Consider the following 16,603-nt stretch of genomic DNA (forward strand, 5'->3'; position numbering starts at 1 on the left):
CCAGTGGTCGACTGCAGCGCCAGCATGATCGCCAGCGCGAGTTCCAGGCAACGCCTGCCAGCCACGGTACTCATGCGCGTCAGCGCCTGGAACTCAGCGGAACGGCATGCCGCCGCGGCCGCCCATGGCGCCCATCATGCCTTTCATGTTGCGCATCAGGCCTTTCATGCCGCCGCCGGCCAGCTTGCCCATCATCTTTTCCATCTGCTGGTACTGCTTCATCAGCTTGTTGACGTCGGCCGGCTGCATGCCGGAGCCGCGCGCGATGCGGGCGCGGCGCGAGCCGTTGAGCAACGCCGGGTTGCGGCGTTCCTTCTTGGTCATCGAGTTGATGATGGCGATCATGCGCGGCACTTCCTTGCCGGTGACCTGCTGCTTGACGTTGTCCGGGATCTGGCCCATGCCCGGCAGCTTGTCCATCAGCCCATGGATGCCGCCCATGTTCTGCATCTGCTCGAGCTGTTCCTTCATGTCGTTGAGGTCGAACTTCTTGCCCTTGGCGACCTTGGCGGCAAGCTTGGCGGCTTTTTCCTGGTCGACGCTGTGCTCGACCTGCTCCACCAGCGACAGCACGTCGCCCATGTCCAGGATGCGGCTGGCCACGCGGTCCGGATGAAACACGTCCAGGCCGTCGGTCTTTTCGCCGGTGCCGACGAACTTGATCGGCTTGCCGGTGATGTAGCGCACGCTCAGGGCCGCACCACCACGCGCGTCGCCGTCGGTCTTGGTCAGCACCACGCCGGTCAGCGGCAGTGCCTCACCGAAGGCCTTGGCGGTGTTGGCCGCGTCCTGGCCGGTCATCGCATCGACCACGAACAGGGTTTCGGTGGGATTGATCGCGGCGTGCAGCGCCTTGATCTCGTCCATCATCGCCGCATCGATTGCCAGTCGGCCGGCGGTATCGACCAGCAGCACGTCGGCGAAGGACTTGCGTGCGTCGCTGATGGCGGCGCGCACGATATCCACCGGCTTCTGCGAGGCATCGGAGGGGAAGAACAGCACGCCGACCTGTTCGGCCAGGGTCTTGAGCTGCTCGATCGCGGCCGGGCGATAGACGTCGGCCGAGACCACCATGACCTTTTTCTTGCGCTTTTCCTTCAGGTGCTTGGCGAGCTTGCCCACGGTGGTGGTCTTGCCCGCACCCTGCAGGCCGGCCATCAGGATGATGGCCGGCGCCGGCACATTGAGGTTGAGGTCGGCAGCGGCGGCGCCCATGACGGCGGTGAGCTCGTCGCGCACGATCTTGATCAGCGCCTGGCCCGGGGTCAGCGACTTGAGCACTTCCTGGCCCACCGCGCGCACCTTGATGCGCTCGATCAGCGCCTGTACCACCGGCAGCGCGACGTCGGCCTCGAGCAGCGCAATGCGCACCTCACGGGTGGCTTCGCGGATGTTCTCCTCGGTCAGGCGGCCACGGCCACGCAGGCGCTCCATGGTGCCGGAGAGACGTTGGGTAAGGGACTCGAACATGCGCAAGGGACCGCGTAAGGGGAAACGGATGCCGATTATAGCGGCACCGGCTGACGGCCTGCCCCGGCCAGGGCCGCTACCCGGACCAGCGGCCCTGGCCTACCCGACATGGTCAGCTCGCCCAGGCCGCCCGCGTCGCCGCCAGCCCGACCAGCGCCAGGTCGATGCCCGGCCCCACGACTGCTCGCTGCCAGCCCCTCAACTCGCGCGACCCACAGCTGCTGCTTCACGAATCCCGATTCCCGAATCCCGGCCCCACCAATATGCGAAACTTCAACGATGACAATCGTTCTCATCGCCTTTGCCCTGTACTTGCTGGCCGCCGGACTGCTCACCCGCGCCGTACTGCGCGATGGCAACCAGTCGCCCGCGCGCTGGCTGCTGCCGGCCCTGGCGGCCGTGGCGCTGCATGCCGGCTACCACGTGCTGGTGGCGTTTCGCACCGCGGGCGGGCCGGACATGCACTTCTTCGCGGCACTGTCGCTGACCGGGCTGGGCATGGCCGGGCTGACCGCGGTGTTTGGCGGACGCGGGCGCATGGCAGCGGTGGGCGTGGTGGTGTTTCCGCTGGCGGCAATCCTGCTGGCCTGTTACCACGGCTACGGCCACGAACCCAGCGCGGATCTGGGCTGGCGGCTGGAACTGCATGCCTGGATGGCGCTGCTGGCCTACGCCACGCTGGGGATCGCCGCGTTGCTGGCGATCATGCTGTGGCTGCAGGAGCGTGCGCTGCGCCGGCGCGACTTCCACACCTGGCTGCGGGCGCTGCCGCCGTTGACCGAGCTGGAAACGCTGCTGTTCCGCACGATCACGGCGGGCTTCATTTTACTCACCCTGACCTTGCTGACCGGCCTGCTGTTCGTGCAGGACTTCCTGGCCCAGCGGCTGCTGCACAAGACCGTGCTGAGCATCCTGTCGTGGATCGTATTCGGCGCGCTGCTGATCGGCCGCTGGCGCAACGGCTGGCGCGGCACCAAGGCGGTGCATTGGACCCTGACCGCCATGGCGTTGCTGGTGCTGTCGTTCTTCGGCAGCAAGTTCGTGATCGAACTGGTGCTGGGGCCGCGCGGCGGCTGAGGGTGGGCCGGGCGGTGGCGCGACGCGGCGATGTTGGAGGCGTAAGCGCCTATCCATTGCTCGCGATTGATCAGGCACGCCAGCCTGCAGTGTTATCGATCACTAAGGCCGGTGTTATCCGCCGTGTACGCTGGCTGCGCTGAGAGGCACCGCGGCCGCCGAGGTGGCTGCAGTTGCAGCCACGACCAGCAACGCGCCGCTACCTCACCGCCACGCCGGCGCTTCATCGACGCACGCGCCGGACCATGCCGTCCGCGGGAGCAAGCGCGCGACCACCCTCACGCATCCAGCGCAGCGATCACCGACGTCCACGGCTGCTCCGGCCCGGGAGCCGCAAAGTGGTAGGCAATGCGCCGCCGATACACCTGGCCCGGGCGCAGGATCGCGGGCGGGAACGCTGGCTGATTGGGCGCATCCGGATAGTCCTGCGGTTCCAGGCAGACGCCACGGCCCAGGCCGGGATGGTGGCTGTCCAGATGCTGGCCTTCGTACAGCTGTACCGCCGGCGCATCGCTGGTGATGCGCAGCGCGACGCCGCTCTGCGGCGAGTACAGCTCGGCGATGCAGTCGTTGTGCGCGTCCTTCGCTAGTACCAGGCACTGGTCGTAGCCCTTGCCGAGCCGGATCTGCGGGTGATCCAGAACAACGCGCTCGGCCAGCGCAGCAGGCGTGCGGAAATCGAAGGGCGTCCCCGCGACCGAGGCGATTTCGCCGGTCGGGATCGATTCGGCATCCACGGGGAGATAGCGGTCCGCAGGCACGCGCAACACCTGCGAGGCCGCGCGTGTCTGCGGGTCACCGGACAGATTGAAATACGGGTGATGGGTGAGGTTCAACGGCGTGGGGGCATCGCAGTGCGCTTCGAAATCCAGATGCAGGCGATTGCCCTGCACCTGCAGCTGCGCGCGTACCTGCAAGGTGCCGGGGTAGCCTTCTTCGCCATCGGGCGAGGTGTAGCCGAGCACCACCCGGTTCGGCGCCTGCTCCAGCACCTCCCACACGCGCCGCCCGAAGCCGCGCAGCCCCCCATGCAGCTGGTTGCGCCCTTCGTTGGCGGCGAGCACATGGGTCACGCCGTCCAGGGTGTAGCGGGCGCCAGCGATGCGGTTGCCGAAGCGGCCGACCAGGATGTTGAGGCTGTCGTTGTCGGCGGCGTAGGCGGGCAGATCGGGCAGTGTCAGCACCAGCGGCACGCGGCCTTGCGGGGTGGTCAGTTCCAGCGCGTGCAGGATGCCGCCGTAGGTGAGCACTTCCGCTTCCAGGTCGCCATCGCCACGCAAGCGCAGCGCATGCACCTGGACACCGTCCGCCAAGGTTCCGAACACTCGCTGCATGAAGACACCCGCCGATGAAGTGAGCGGCGAGCATAGCGGCGCCACCGGCCCGGCACCATGGCGCGGCGCACATCCTGGCGATGCGGTGCCACCTGCCGCGTCACCGCAAAGCCGCACGCGGCAGAGCTTGCCAGCCAGCGGATGTGGCAGGAAGCAACGTGGGCTGTGGCGCAGACAGGCGAGGCCGCACGCACTAGGCTTGCAGCGCGCCAGCGCTCGCCCACGCACTGCCCACGCACTTGCCCTCGCCCATTCCTCGACAGGAGCAGCACACCGATGCAGTGGATTTCCAACACCTTGCGGCACCCGCGTTCATGGCTGTTGACGGCCGTGCTGATCGCACTGACCGTGAGCGGTAGTGGCGCGCAGGCGGCCGATGTGCAGGTGCGCGGCACGCTGCAGGTAGAGAAGCCAGGCGCGCAGGTGTCGCGGCATCTGTTCGGGCAGTTCGCCGAGCACCTGGGCACCGGCGTATATGGCGGTCTCTGGGTTGGACCGGAGTCTTCCATCCCCAACACGCGCGGCTATCGCAACGACGTGCTGGCGGCGCTGAAGGCGATTGCGGTACCGAACATCCGCTGGCCCGGCGGCTGCTTCGCCGACGAGTATCACTGGCGCGATGGCATCGGCGCGCCCGGCCAGCGCCCGATCAGCGTCAACACGCACTGGGGCGGCGTGGAAGAGTCCAACCGCTTCGGCACGCACGAATTCATGGACTTCACCGAGCTGCTGGGCACCGACGCATACGTGGCCGGCAATGTCGGTAATGCCGCGCCGGACGAAATTGCACAGTGGGTGGAATACATGACCGCCGGCACGCGCTCCAGCCTGGCGGAGCAACGTCGCGCCAACGGCCGCCAGGCACCGTGGAAGGTGCCGTTCTTCGGCGTCGGCAATGAGTTGTGGGGCTGTGGCGGCAACATGCGGGTGGAGTACGCCGCCGATGTGTATCGGCGCTACCAGACCTTCGTCAAGGCGCCGTCCGACCAGAAGATCCTGAAGATTGCGCCCGGCCCCAACAACGACGATTACCACTGGACCGAGGTAATGATGCGCGAGGCGGGCACGCTCATGGATGGCCTGAGCCTGCATTACTACACCGTGCCTGGCGGCTGCCCGCCGCGCGCCTCCTCCACCGACTTCGACGAAGCAGCCTGGATCGAGACGCTGTCGCGCACGCTGGTGATGGACGAGCTGATCACCAAGCACAGCGCGATCATGGACCGCTACGACCCGGCCAAGAAAGTGGCGTTGGTGGTGGACGAATGGGGCACCTGGTACGCCGGCCTGCCTGGCGCCAACCCGGGCTTTTTGCACCAGCAGAACAGCCTGCGCGATGCGCTGGTGGCAGCGTTGAACATCGACATCTTCAGTGCGCATGCCGATCGCGTGCGCATGGCCAATATCGCGCAGATGATCAATGTGCTGCAGGCGATGATCCTGACCGATGGCGACCGGATGGTGCTGACCCCGACCTATCACGTATTTGCGATGTACAAGCCGTTCCAGGATGCCACCCACCTGCCACTGCAATTGCAGACCCCCGACTATCGGCATGGCGACATCCACGTGCCCGCCGTGCATGGCTCGGCGGTCAAGGCCAAGGATGGGCATGTGTATGTGGCGCTCACCAATCTGGATGCCAACAGCCCGGCCACGGTCAGCGTGGCGGTGGACGGGGTCAGCGTGCGCGGCGTGGAGGGGCAACTGCTCACCGCACCGACGATCACCGCGCACAACACCTTCGCTGCGCCCCGCACCGTGCAACCAACCGCCTTCACCGGCGCGCGGATTCAGGGCAACACGCTGCAGGTGGCGCTGCCGGCACGGGCGATCGTGATGCTCAAACTACGTTAACGCGGCGACCATGCGCGGGCGCCGCATACGGCGCTGTGGATGATGCCGCCACGCTGCCATCGCGCCTGCACACTGCACCGCGTGCGCGATGGCGGCATGGCGGGTGTTCTCAAATGCATGGTGTGTGCGCAGGGCTGCTGATCAGCGCGCATCGCTCTTTGACGACTGTGTGAACTCGTCCGCGTCGGTCGGGCGCGCAGCTGTCTCGCGTAACGCGGGGAGCGAAATCCGCCAGTCGTCCGGCAGCCGCTCCAGCACGTGCTCCATGAAAGCACGCACCTTGGGGGTAAAGTCGTGTCGGTCTGCCACGCACAGGTACAGCCGCAACGGCTCCAGCGCGAATGGCGTGGCCGTGCCGCCAGTGCGAGCAACGAACAACGGCTGCAGATGTCCGCGTAGCAGATACGGCTGCACCACGAACGCGCCCAGGCGTGTGATGCCGCCGCCAGCCGCGGCCATGGCGGCCAGTGCATCGACATCGTCGCTGACCAGCGCACGGCCGAGGTCGGGCTGGAAGCGCACGCCATCGCGGATGAAATTCCAGCGCAGGTAGCGCCCATCCACCGGGTAACGCAGCAGCAGGCAGTCGTGATATTTCAGCTCGTCCGGCGTCTGCGGCGCGCCGCAGCGCTGCAGGTACGCCGGCGCTGCGCATACCACGAACGGCACATTGGCGATGTGGCGCGCCACCAGGCCGTCCTCGAGCTGGGCTTCGATGCGCAGGCTCACATCCACGCTTTCCTGCGCGTGTTGCACCACCCGGTCGGTGCACAGCAGTTCGATCTCCAACCGCGGGTAGCGCTGCCGCAGTGACGGCAACATCGGCGCCAGCACATGCCGCGCGAAGGCGGCGGTGCTGGCCACGCGCAGGCGGCCGGCCGGGGCCTGCTGCGAGCCAGCCACCAGTTGCCGCGCGCGCTCCAGGTCGCGTTCGATCTGCCGCACCTGCTCCACGTACAGCGCGCCGCGCTCGGTCAGTGCCAGGCTGCGCGTGGTCCGGTGCAGCAGGCGCACACCCAGGTGTTGCTCCAGGCGCGCGATGTTCTGGCTCACCGCGGCCGGGCTCACACCCAGGCGCTTGGCGCCGCCGGCGATGCTGCCGGCATCCACCGTGCTGACGAAACTACGAATGGACTGAAGAATGTTCATATGCCCAGCCAGTTTTACCAATGGATTCGTAAGATTTTCTTACGTAAGCAACAAGGCTACGCGATCTACCGGCCTGGGTGAGCTGCTTCTACAGTGGCCGCTCCGCCGCACTCCACCCGAGGCCACCGCATGTCATCCACCCCCACCGCCCTAGCCCGTGCTCGCTGGAAGCTGGGCGTGCGCGCCACCCCGTTCGTGTTCGCCTTCTACATGGCCGCGATCATGGCGCTGCTGATGTGCCTGGTGATCACCGGCGCCAACACCGGCCTGGCTGCCGGTTACCTGTGGCGGGTGTTGGATGCCTACCGCATCGCCATGCCCACTGCATTTTGCTGTGTGCTGGTGGTGCGCCCATTGGTCGTGCAACTGGTGGCCTGGACCGTGCATCCGCCGCGCTGAGCCGTGCCGCCTGTGGCTGCCGGCAGCGGCCGGGTTTGCCAACGCAGGCAGGTGCTGCCGCGCAGCATCGCGCCATGCCGGTTTGCGACCGCCGTCATGGCTGGCCGCAATGATTCCGGAATGAAATCCACGGAACTGAACTACAACCGCGAATTGCTTTGACTCTGTACCACCGGCTGCGCAGCGTCGCCCTCCACGAACCCGGGTTCGTTTTGGAGAGAGAGGCAATGAACATGCGATGCAATGTTGCTGTGCAGGTCGCCGTGCTACTGGGAACCGCCTGTGCAGCGCTCACCCCGCAGCTGCGCGCACAAACACTGGTGTGGGAAGACAATTTCAACGGCCCCGCCATCGACGGCAACACGTGGACCTATGACGTGGGCAATGGCTGCCAGATCGGCTTGTGCGGCTGGGGCAATGGCGAGATGCAGTACTACACCAGCCGGCCCGAGAACGCGCGCATCGAAAACGGGCGGTTGGTGATCGAAGCGCGCCGCGAAGCGTTTCAAGGCATGCCGTTCACGTCGGCGCGGCTCAAGACCGAGGGCCGCATGCACTTCAAGTACGGCACGCTGGAAGCACGCATCAAGACGCCGGTGGTCGGCAACGGGCTGTGGCCGGCGTACTGGATGCTCGGCACCATCGGCGTGTGGCCCGGCCGCGGCGAGATCGATCTGATGGAAGCCGGCATGGCCGCGGCAATCGCCAACGGCACCGCCAATCGCCGCATCGGCGCGGCCGTGCACTGGGACTACAACGGCGCGCAGGCCGACTACGACACCAGCTACACCCACCCGGTGGATCTGCATAACGACTTCCACGTGTACCGGATGACCTGGGACCCGAACGTCATCCGCATGAGCATCGACGGCCAGCAGTACTTCGAATTTGCGATCTCCAATATCGAAGGCGCCTCGCTGCACGAATTCCATCAGCAGCATTACCTGCTGCTCAATCTGGCTGTCGGCGGCACCTTCACCGGCATCAACACGCCGGGCGGTGTGACCGCGCCGCTGCCGGGCAAGATGGAAGTGGATTACCTGCGGCTGTATCAGAACCCAGGCGCGTCGCTCTATGTGGGCGCACAACACACCGCGCCGGCCGGGCGCTTTGGTGTGTTCACCGATCAGACCGACACCGCTGCGCGGCTCACCTTCGGCCAGGACGCGCAGCTGTATCTGTGGAACAACCTCAGCCCGATCGCGCAGGCACCGTTCGAAGGCGGCAACGTGATGGCCTACCGCGCCAATGCCGGCGCCTGGTATGGACTGGGCATCCAGACCGACTACCGTGACATGCGCAATTACGCGGGCGGCTCACTCAAGTTGCATCTGAAGACCACCACGCCGTCGACCTTCAAGATCGGCATCAACACCAGCTTTGGCGACAGTTGGGTGGACTTCGTGCCGGGCGGCAACCAGTACGGCCTGGTGCGCGATGGCGTGTGGCACGAGGTGAGCATCCCCTTCAGTGCCTTCTATGACCTGGATCTGCAATCGGTCAAACAGATGTTCATGCTGGTGGCCGACCCGCCGGCGAGCCCGGTGGAGATCGCCATCGACAAGGTCTACTACCAGAGCCGTTGAGCGCCGGCAGCGCCCCCTTGTCTGCATCGCTACGCACGCGGCGATGCAGACTAAGAGCGGCTAACAAAACGTAGCGAGCAGCCGTCAGGTGGGTGTGGACGGCGCGGAGGAACCGGAGTGTACGTGGGTACATGCCGATTCCGAGCACCGGCCGCGCCCGCCTGGCGGCTGCGCAGCCGTTTTGATAGCTGCTCTGAGCAGTAAGGCGACTCAGCCGCCCTCGCCCTTCAACAGGCCGATCAGCTGGCGCAGGCGATAGGGTTTTGGCAGGAAATCCACCTGGGCCGGCAGCGGCGGCAACTGTGCCTTGGCAAAGCCCGAGGCCAGGATGATGCGTGCCTGCGGCAGCAACTGGCTCACCTGTTCGCTCAGTTCGATACCGGACATGCCGTTGGGCATGCGGATGTCGCTGAACACCACGTCGTAGGGGCCGTTCTCGCGCAGCATGCGCAGCGCGCTGTGGCCATCGTCGGCGGTATCGACGGTGATGCCGGCGTCGCGCAGCGCTTCGCCGATGAGATCGCGCAGTTCCTGTTGGTCTTCGACCATCAGCAAGCGCAGGGAATCAGTCATGCTCGGCCTCCAGAATCGCCGGGAGCAACAGGGTCACGGTGGTGCCGCGGCCGGGCGCGGTCTGCAGATCGACAAAGCCGCCGGATTGCGCGGCGAACCCGTGCACCTGGCTCAAGCCCAGGCCGGAGCCCTTGCCGACTTCCTTGGTGGTAAAGAACGGCTCGCTGGCACGCTGCGCCACCTGCGCAGACATGCCCGGGCCCGTGTCGCTGACGGCGATGCCGACATAGGCGCGCGCGGAGCCGTGCGGGTCGTCCAGCGGTGCGCGCTGTTGCGTGGACGCAGACAGCACGATGCTGCCGCCGGAAGGCATCGCATCGCAGCTGTTGAACACCAGGTTGAGCAAGGCTGCCTCCAGTTGGCCGGGGTCCACGCGCACATCGGGCAGCGCATCGGCAAAGTCCACGCGCAGGCTGATGCCGGCCGGGCAGGCGCGCCGCAGCAATTCGAGCGAGCGCTCCACCACCGCCGCGGGTGCGTGGCGCTCGGGCACCAACCGTTGTCCACGGGCGAAGGCGAGCAGCTGCCGGGTCAGCAAGGTGCCACGATCCACCGCGGTCTGCGCGGCCTCCACCAGCATGCGCGTGCGTGCATCCTCGCCGGCGCGCAGCGCGATCAGGTCCAGGCTGGTCACCATCACCGTCAGCAGGTTGTTGAAATCGTGCGCCAGGCCCAGCGTCAGGCGCCCCAGCGCTTCGACTTTCTGCGATTGCAGCAACGCCTGCTGCGCGTGCTGAAGCAACTGCTGAGCTTCATGGCGCTCGGTGATGTCGCGGGTGACCTTGGCAAAGCCGATCAGCACGCCATGCTCGCGCACCGGCTCGATCACCACGCTGGCCCGGAAGCGGCTGCCATCCTTGCGCAGGCGCCAGCCCTCGGCGGAAAAGCGTCCTTCGCGCAACGCCGTGTCCAGCGAGCGCGCAGGCTCGCCACGCTCGGCGTCTTCGGGCAGATAGAACCGCGAGAAATGCGTGCCGAGCACTTCGTCGGCGCTGTAGCCCTTGATGCGCTCGCCACCGGGATTCCAGCTACGCACGAAGCCCGCGGTATCCAGCAGATAGATCGCGTAGTCGGACACGCTCTGCACCAACAGATGGCATTGCCGGCTGTCGTAAGAAAGCGGCCCAACGCTGTCCACGGCCGTTTCCGCATCCATCGCGCGGTTTCCCCCGGAAAAGCGCGCGAACATAGTGACGGAGCCGTGAAGGCAATGTGCAAGCCAACACGGCTGTAAATCCGTCAAAAAACCGGCGATTTGCGTGTGAAATTTATCGGCTACCATGACCGCCCTCCCAGTTTGGTCCACACCTCCATGCAGAACATCACGACCTCGCGCGACCGCTGGATCTGGGTGATCGCAGCAGGGTTGATGGCCGGCACGTTGGGGGTGGAACTGGTCACCCCGCTGGGGTATGCGGTGTGGCTCACCTACTTTGTCGCCGTCGGCGTCACCGTGTTCCAGAACCATGTGCGCGTGCCGCTGGTGGTGGGCGTGCTGTCGTGCGTGTTGCTGGCAATCGGTTTCCACCTGGCCCCGTCCAGCACCAATTCGAGTTTCTCCTCGGTCAACCGCAGCATCGGCGGCATCTCCTTTCTGGCCATGGCGCTGGTGGTGATGCAGGCGATCCGCGCCCGCCGCCAGGCCGAAACCGCGCTGTGGCTGCAGCAGGCCGAAAACACCGTCGAAGCGAGCCTACGCGGCGACCAGAGCCCGGAAGCGCTGGCCGATGCCGCCGTGCGCGCCCTGTGCGACACGCTGGAAGCGCAAGTTGGCGCGCTGTATCGGCTGGAAGGCGAGCGCCTGCGCCTGACCGGCGGCGCCGCGCTGGCCGAGGACGTGCCGAGCACCCTGCCCACCAACCTCGGCCAGCTGGGCGAAACCCTGCAGCGCGGCAGCGTGCGCCGCGTGCGTGGCGTGGATGCCGGGCACCTGCAGATTGCCTCGAGCCTGGGCAAGAGCGATTGCCAGGAATTGCTGCTGGCGCCAGTCACTGCCGACGGCCGCATCATCGGCATCGTCGAGCTGGGCCGCACGGGCGCGCCGGGCACGGCCGCCACCCGCGAAGAAGAGCTGCTCGCCCGCTGCGGCGAGAACATCGGCGTTGCCCTGCGCACCGCGCTGCTGCGCGCCCAATTGGTGAGCCTGCTCGAAGAAACCCAGCGGCAGAGCGAGGAATTGCAGACGCAGCAGGAAGAACTGCGCGTGGCCAATGAGGAACTGGAAGAACAGAGCCGCAGCCTGCAGCAGTCACAGAGCGATCTGGAACAGCAGCAGGCCGAGCTGGAACAGACCAACGTGCAGCTGGAAGAACGCACCCAGGCACTGGAAGCGCAAAAACAGGCCTTGCTGGTGGCGCAGGGGCAACTGGTGCGCAACAGCAACGAGCTGTCCACCGCGTCGCGCTACAAGTCCGAATTCCTGGCCAACATGTCGCACGAGTTGCGCACCCCGCTCAACAGCTCGCTGATCCTGGCCAAGCTGCTGGCAGACAACAAGGACCACACGCTCACCGCCGAGCAGGTGAAGTACGCGCAGGCAATTCACTCGTCCAACAACGACCTGCTTGCGCTGATCAACGACATCCTGGATCTGTCCAAGATCGAAGCCGGGCATGTGGAATTGTCGGACGACACCGTGGCGATGAGCTCGGTGGTGCAGCGCCTGCGCGACACCTTCGAACCACTGGCGCGGCAGAAAGGCCTGCAGTTGGAGATCAGCGCCGACGCGGGCGCGCCGACGCAATTGGTGGTGGATAACCAGCGCCTGCAGCAGATCCTCAAGAACCTGCTGGCCAATGCGATCAAGTTCACCGAGCACGGCCAGGTCAGTCTGGCGGTGCAATCGCACGGCAATGGGCGCGTGCGCTTTGTGGTGTGCGATACCGGCATCGGCATTGCGCGCGAGCAGAGCGAGGTGATCTTCGAAGCATTTCGCCAGGCCGATGGCAGCACGCGCCGGCGCTATGGCGGCACCGGGCTGGGTTTGTCGATCTCGCGCGACCTGGCGTTGCGCATGGGCGGCAGCATCAGCGTAGACAGCGAGCCCGGACGTGGCAGCTGCTTTACCCTGGAACTGCCCGTGGATGGCGCACCGGCCGACGCAGCTGCCCCGGTTGCTGCACCGGCCACGCACCTCGCGCCCACCCCGCGCAGCGACACCGCGCAGCTCTTTGCAGCGCGCACGTCCGCCGCGATCAGTGCTGCGCCGGTAGCGATGCCTGCCAGCAACGCGGCACCGAGCGTGCGTGTCGACGATGACCGCGATCAGCGCACCCGCCCCGGCCGCCTGATCCTGGCGGTGGAAGATGAAGCCCGCTTTGCGCAGGCCCTGGTCGACCTGGCGCACGAGCTCGATTTCGATTGTGTGGTGGCGCCCAATGCCGAAGAAGCGCTGCGGCTGGCCGCCGAACTGCGCCCCAGCGGCATCCTGCTCGACATCGGCCTGCCCGATGCCTCCGGCCTGAGCGTGCTGGAGCGGCTCAAGCGCGACCCGGCCACCCGCCACATCCCCGTGCATGTGGTCTCGGCGCTGGAGCGCAGCCAGATTGCGCTGGAGCTGGGTGCGGTGGGCTACCTGATCAAGCCGGCCACCCGCGAACTGCTCGCCGGGGCGATCCGCCAGCTGGAAGAAACCAACGCGCGCGCACTGCGCCGCCTGTTGATCGTCGAAGACGACAGCGCGCTGCGCGCCAACCTGGAACTGCTGCTGGCCCGCGATCAGCTGGAGATCGTCGCAGTCGGCACCATTGCCGAGGCGATGGACCAACTGGGCAGCGCCACATTCGATTGCATGGTCACCGACCTGGCCCTGCCCGACGGCAGCGGCTACGACCTGCTCGAACGCATGGCCGGCAACGATGCGGTCGCCTTCCCGCCGGTGATCGTCTACACCGGCCGTGCGCTCACCCGCGACGAAGAACAACGCCTGCGCCGCTATTCCAAGAGCATCATCATCAAGGGCGTGCGTTCGCCCGAGCGCCTGCTCGATGAGGTGACCTTGTTCCTGCACAGCGTCGAAGCCTCGCTGCCCAGCGACCAGCAGCGCCTGCTGCGCGAAGCGCGCCGCCGCGATGCGGTGCTCGATGGTGCCACCGTGCTGCTGGCCGAAGACGACGTGCGCAACATCTTCGCGCTGTCCAGCGTGCTCGAACCGCTGGGCGTTACCCTGCAGATCGCCCGCAACGGCCGCGAGGCGCTGGAGCACCTGGCCAAGCACGAGGTGGACCTGGTGCTGATGGACATCATGATGCCGGAGATGGATGGCATCACCGCGATGCGCCAGATCCGCGCCAACCGCCAGTGGCAAGACCTGCCCGTCATCGCGCTGACCGCCAAGGCGATGGCCGACGACCGCGAACACTGCCTGCAGGCCGGTGCCAACGACTACATCGCCAAGCCCATCGACGTGGACAAGCTTGTGTCGCTGTGCCGGGTGTGGTGCTCGCGGCAATGACTGAAGTGGAGCTATTCGACCTGGAGCTGCGCGTGCTGCTGGAAGCGGTGTACCAGCGCTACCACTACGACTTCCGCGATTACGCGGTGTCGTCGTTGCGCCGGCGCATGCGCCATGCCATGGGCCGCTTCGACTGCGCGCGCGTGGCCGATCTGCAGCACCGCTTGCTGCACGAGCCGGACACCTTTGCCCAGGCAATGCAGTTCTTTACCGTGCAGGTCTCGGAAATGTTTCGCGACCCGGCGTATTTTCGGGTGTTGCGCGAACACGCCGTCCCGGTGTTGCGCACCTATCCGTCGATCAAGCTGTGGGTGGCCGGCTGCAGCACCGGCGAAGAGGTCTGGTCGCTGGCGATCCTGCTGCACGAAGAAGGCCTGCTGGAGCGCGCGGTGATCTACGCCACCGACATCAATCCCGAAGCACTGAACATGGCCGAGGCCGGTGCCTACGGCATCGACCGCATTGCCCAGTTCAGCCGCAACTATCTGGACGCTGGCGGCCGCGGTTCGTTGTCGGATTACTACACCACCGCCTACGACGGCGCGGTGTTCGACCGCCGGCTCAAGCGCAATATCGTGTTCGCCGATCACAGCCTGGCCACCGACACGGTGTTCTCCGAAGTGCATCTGGTGTCGTGCCGCAACGTGCTGATCTATTTCAACCGCAGCCTGCAGGATCGCGCGGTGGGCCTGTTCTACGATGCGCTGGTGCACCGTGGCTTCCTCGGGCTGGGTAGCAAGGAGTCGCTGCAGTTCGGCGCCCATGCACAGGCCTTCGAAACCTGCGCCCGCGAGCAGCGGTTGTACCGGAAGGCCGCATGAGCCCGGCCACGCCGCAGTATCTGGAATTCGATGCCATCGTGATCGGCGCTTCCGCCGGTGGCGTGATGGCGTTGCAGACGCTGTTGTCCGGCCTGCCGGCCACGCTGCCGATGCCGGTGCTGGTGGTGCTGCATTTGCCGCGCGACCGCCCCAGCCAGGTGGCCGAGCTGCTGGATGCGCGCTGCGCGTTGCCGGTGCGCGAAGCCATCGACAAACAACCTTTGCAAGCCGGCACGGTGACCATCGCGCCGCCGGACTATCACCTGCTGGTGGAAGGCCGCGACAGCCTGGCGTTATCGATGGATGCACCGGTGCTGTTCTCGCGCCCGGCGATCGACCCGTTGTTCGAATCGGCTGCCGATGTGTTCGGCCAGCGGCTGCTCGCGATCCTGCTCACCGGTGCCAGCAGCGACGGCAGTGCCGGCGTGGCCGCGGTGCGCACTGCCGGCGGAAGCGCCTGGATCCAGCGCCCCGACGATGCCGCCTCTCCCCTGATGCCCGCCTCCGCCCTCGCCCATGCCGGCGCCGATGCGGTGCTCACCCTGCAGGCGATCTGCAGCCGACTGGAAGCCTTTCACGCATGAACCTCACCGCGACCAGCGCCGCCGCCCGCAGCGACGAACCCGCCAAGATCCTGATCGTCGACGATGTACCGCAGAACCTGGTGGCCATGGAAGCACTGCTGCAACGCGAGGGCATCCAGGTGCTGTGCGCGGCCTCCGGTGCGCAGGCGCTGGAGCTGCTGCTCGAACACGATGTGGCGCTGGCATTGCTGGATGTGCACATGCCGGAGATGGACGGCTTTTCGCTGGCCGAGCTGATGCGCGGTTCGCAGCGCAGCCGGCATGTGCCGATTATCTTTTTGACCGCCTCGCCGAACGACCCGATGCGTGCGTTTCAGGGCTATGAGACCGGCGCGGTGGATTTCCTGCACAAGCCGATCGAGCCGCACGTGATCCTGAGCAAGGTCAACGTGTTCATCGAGTTGTACCAGCAGCGGCGCCTGCTCAAGGCGCGCAATGCCTCGCTCGAACGCGCGCTCACGCTCAACGAAACCATGATGGCCGTGCTCACCCACGACCTGCGCACGCCGCTGTCGGTGATTCTGCTGTGCGCGGACAAGCTCGGCCTGGACGTGCCCGAAGACGGCTCGGCCGCGCGCACGCTGGAGCATCTGGAAAACAGCGCGCGGCGCATGGCGCGCATGGTCGAACAATTGCTGGATTTCTCACGCCTGCGTACCGACGGGCTATCGATGCAGTTCGGCCCATGCAACCTGGGCGAGGTGGCGCACAGCGTGGTGGGCGAAGTGGCGCAGGCCAATCCGCACACGCCGATCGAGCTGCGCACCGAAGGCGACCTGGACGGCGATGGCGATGGCGACCGCCTGGCGCAGGTGGTGTCCAACCTGGTCGGCAACGCGGTGCTGCATGGTGGGCGCCACCCGGTGCAGGTGCACCTGGATGGCCGTGAACACGACACTCTGCGGCTGTCGGTGCGCAACACCGGCCACATCCCCGACACCTTGATGCCGCGGTTGTTCGAACCGTTCAAGGCCAGCTTCCACGCCAGCCAGGGGCTGGGGTTGGGCCTGTTCATCGCTGATCAGTTCGTCAAGGCGCATGGCGGCACCTTGCAGGCACGCAACGAAGATGGCGACGTGGTGTTCGAGGCCAAACTGCGCCGGCGCAACCTGGCTGCCTGACGCCGGTCTGCGATGCTGTTGGCAACTGCCCTAGCGGCGGGGGGCAGCATGGAGAGCAGCAAGCAACCCCATCCGCACGGCGCAACGCAGTGCCGCGCGCAGTCTCCGATGTCGATTTTTACAGGCTTCATTCGTCGTTATTTACAGACGCACGCCGTGCGTCCTGCCAACGGAGGTTG

At 66.3% G+C, this 16,603-nt stretch carries 13 protein-coding genes and 1 other RNA gene; 8 read left to right on the forward strand and 6 right to left on the reverse strand.

Features of this window, described 5'->3' with window-relative positions; genetic code table 11:
• Positions 1 to 93 precede the first annotated feature (93 nt).
• Entirely contained in the window at positions 94 to 1,470 is a 1,377-nt protein-coding gene (gene ffh, locus ACD584_RS12505; RefSeq protein WP_070692447.1) for a signal recognition particle protein, read from the reverse strand.
• Positions 1,471 to 1,749: 279 nt separating this feature from the next.
• Here ffh and ACD584_RS12510 point away from each other — a divergent pair, with 279 nt between their 5' ends.
• Entirely contained in the window at positions 1,750 to 2,547 is a 798-nt protein-coding gene (locus ACD584_RS12510) for an inner membrane protein YpjD (protein ID WP_076036182.1), read from the forward strand.
• A 278-nt stretch (positions 2,548 to 2,825) separates the two neighbouring features.
• On the opposite strand, the gene ACD584_RS12515 is transcribed toward ACD584_RS12510, so the two are convergent.
• Positions 2,826 to 3,881: an aldose epimerase family protein gene (locus tag ACD584_RS12515; RefSeq protein ID WP_175611544.1), complete on the reverse strand. Its 1,056-nt coding sequence runs from the start codon at positions 3,879 to 3,881 to the stop codon at positions 2,826 to 2,828.
• 276 nt (positions 3,882 to 4,157) lie between these two features.
• On the opposite strand from ACD584_RS12515, the gene ACD584_RS12520 reads away from it, so the two are divergent.
• Positions 4,158 to 5,738 (forward strand): alpha-N-arabinofuranosidase, encoded by a 1,581-nt coding sequence (locus ACD584_RS12520; RefSeq protein WP_175611545.1) that lies wholly within the window; start codon positions 4,158 to 4,160, stop codon positions 5,736 to 5,738.
• Positions 5,739 to 5,879: 141 nt separating this feature from the next.
• Here the strand turns inward: ACD584_RS12520 and ACD584_RS12525 are convergent, their stop codons facing one another.
• Positions 5,880 to 6,887, reverse strand: coding sequence for a LysR family transcriptional regulator (locus tag ACD584_RS12525; protein WP_076036184.1), 1,008 nt, complete (start codon positions 6,885 to 6,887; stop codon positions 5,880 to 5,882).
• Between the two features lie 129 nt (positions 6,888 to 7,016).
• On the opposite strand from ACD584_RS12525, the gene ACD584_RS12530 reads away from it, so the two are divergent.
• Both ACD584_RS12530 and ACD584_RS12535 read left to right on the forward strand, forming a co-directional pair.
• The gene (locus ACD584_RS12530; protein WP_012438942.1) at positions 7,017 to 7,286 is read left to right on the forward strand and encodes a DUF2798 domain-containing protein; all 270 of its coding nucleotides are present in this window, start codon (positions 7,017 to 7,019) and stop codon (positions 7,284 to 7,286) included.
• 227 nt (positions 7,287 to 7,513) lie between these two features.
• Entirely contained in the window at positions 7,514 to 8,872 is a 1,359-nt protein-coding gene (locus ACD584_RS12535; RefSeq protein ID WP_011036385.1) for a family 16 glycosylhydrolase, read from the forward strand.
• Positions 8,873 to 8,930: 58 nt separating this feature from the next.
• On the opposite strand, the gene ACD584_RS12540 is transcribed toward ACD584_RS12535, so the two are convergent.
• From ACD584_RS12540 to ACD584_RS12550, 3 genes are all read right to left on the reverse strand, one after another.
• A non-coding RNA gene (locus tag ACD584_RS12540) (sX9 sRNA) lies at positions 8,931 to 9,005 on the reverse strand.
• A 77-nt stretch (positions 9,006 to 9,082) separates the two neighbouring features.
• On the reverse strand, positions 9,083 to 9,445 hold the full coding sequence (locus tag ACD584_RS12545) for a response regulator (protein ID WP_012438944.1): 363 nt from the start codon (positions 9,443 to 9,445) through the stop codon (positions 9,083 to 9,085).
• On the reverse strand, positions 9,438 to 10,601 hold the full coding sequence (locus ACD584_RS12550; protein ID WP_070692429.1) for a nitrogen regulation protein NR(II): 1,164 nt from the start codon (positions 10,599 to 10,601) through the stop codon (positions 9,438 to 9,440). Before ACD584_RS12550 ends, ACD584_RS12545 begins: the two co-directional genes overlap by 8 nt.
• Before the next feature lie 156 nt (positions 10,602 to 10,757).
• Here ACD584_RS12550 and ACD584_RS12555 point away from each other — a divergent pair, with 156 nt between their 5' ends.
• From ACD584_RS12555 to ACD584_RS12570, 4 genes are read left to right on the forward strand one after another with little or no spacing between them, the layout of a single operon-like run.
• Positions 10,758 to 13,898: a response regulator gene (locus ACD584_RS12555; RefSeq protein ID WP_076036185.1), complete on the forward strand. Its 3,141-nt coding sequence runs from the start codon at positions 10,758 to 10,760 to the stop codon at positions 13,896 to 13,898.
• Positions 13,871 to 14,719, forward strand: coding sequence for a protein-glutamate O-methyltransferase CheR (locus tag ACD584_RS12560; protein WP_016944969.1), 849 nt, complete (start codon positions 13,871 to 13,873; stop codon positions 14,717 to 14,719). Before ACD584_RS12555 ends, ACD584_RS12560 begins: the two co-directional genes overlap by 28 nt.
• Positions 14,716 to 15,303, forward strand: a complete 588-nt coding sequence (locus tag ACD584_RS12565; RefSeq protein WP_014507055.1) for a chemotaxis protein CheB — start codon at positions 14,716 to 14,718, stop codon at positions 15,301 to 15,303. Before ACD584_RS12560 ends, ACD584_RS12565 begins: the two co-directional genes overlap by 4 nt.
• Positions 15,300 to 16,424 carry a hybrid sensor histidine kinase/response regulator gene (locus ACD584_RS12570; RefSeq protein ID WP_011036379.1) on the forward strand — a complete coding sequence of 375 codons (1,125 nt, stop codon included), beginning with the start codon at positions 15,300 to 15,302 and terminating at the stop codon, positions 16,422 to 16,424. The genes ACD584_RS12565 and ACD584_RS12570 overlap by 4 nt, the downstream gene beginning before the upstream one ends.
• Positions 16,425 to 16,603: the final 179 nt, after the last annotated feature.

The sequence above is a fragment of the Xanthomonas sp. NCPPB 2922 genome, from assembly GCF_041520885.1.
Classification (GTDB): domain Bacteria; phylum Pseudomonadota; class Gammaproteobacteria; order Xanthomonadales; family Xanthomonadaceae; genus Xanthomonas; species Xanthomonas campestris.

What these genes read in the sequence shown, in the direction of transcription:
- ACD584_RS12520 (WP_175611545.1), top strand. Translation starts at nt 4,158, where the DNA reads ATGCAGTGGATTTCCAACACCTTGCGGCACCCGCGTTCATGGCTGTTG.
- ACD584_RS12550 (WP_070692429.1), bottom strand. Translation starts at nt 10,601, where the DNA reads ATGGATGCGGAAACGGCCGTGGACAGCGTTGGGCCGCTTTCTTACGAC.
- ACD584_RS12555 (WP_076036185.1), top strand. Translation starts at nt 10,758, where the DNA reads ATGCAGAACATCACGACCTCGCGCGACCGCTGGATCTGGGTGATCGCA.
- ACD584_RS12530 (WP_012438942.1), top strand. Translation starts at nt 7,017, where the DNA reads ATGTCATCCACCCCCACCGCCCTAGCCCGTGCTCGCTGGAAGCTGGGC.
- ACD584_RS12565 (WP_014507055.1), top strand. Translation starts at nt 14,716, where the DNA reads ATGAGCCCGGCCACGCCGCAGTATCTGGAATTCGATGCCATCGTGATC.
- ACD584_RS12515 (WP_175611544.1), bottom strand. Translation starts at nt 3,881, where the DNA reads ATGCAGCGAGTGTTCGGAACCTTGGCGGACGGTGTCCAGGTGCATGCG.
- ACD584_RS12570 (WP_011036379.1), top strand. Translation starts at nt 15,300, where the DNA reads ATGAACCTCACCGCGACCAGCGCCGCCGCCCGCAGCGACGAACCCGCC.
- ACD584_RS12545 (WP_012438944.1), bottom strand. Translation starts at nt 9,445, where the DNA reads ATGACTGATTCCCTGCGCTTGCTGATGGTCGAAGACCAACAGGAACTG.
- ACD584_RS12525 (WP_076036184.1), bottom strand. Translation starts at nt 6,887, where the DNA reads ATGAACATTCTTCAGTCCATTCGTAGTTTCGTCAGCACGGTGGATGCC.
- ffh (WP_070692447.1), bottom strand. Translation starts at nt 1,470, where the DNA reads ATGTTCGAGTCCCTTACCCAACGTCTCTCCGGCACCATGGAGCGCCTG.
- ACD584_RS12535 (WP_011036385.1), top strand. Translation starts at nt 7,514, where the DNA reads ATGAACATGCGATGCAATGTTGCTGTGCAGGTCGCCGTGCTACTGGGA.
- ACD584_RS12510 (WP_076036182.1), top strand. Translation starts at nt 1,750, where the DNA reads ATGACAATCGTTCTCATCGCCTTTGCCCTGTACTTGCTGGCCGCCGGA.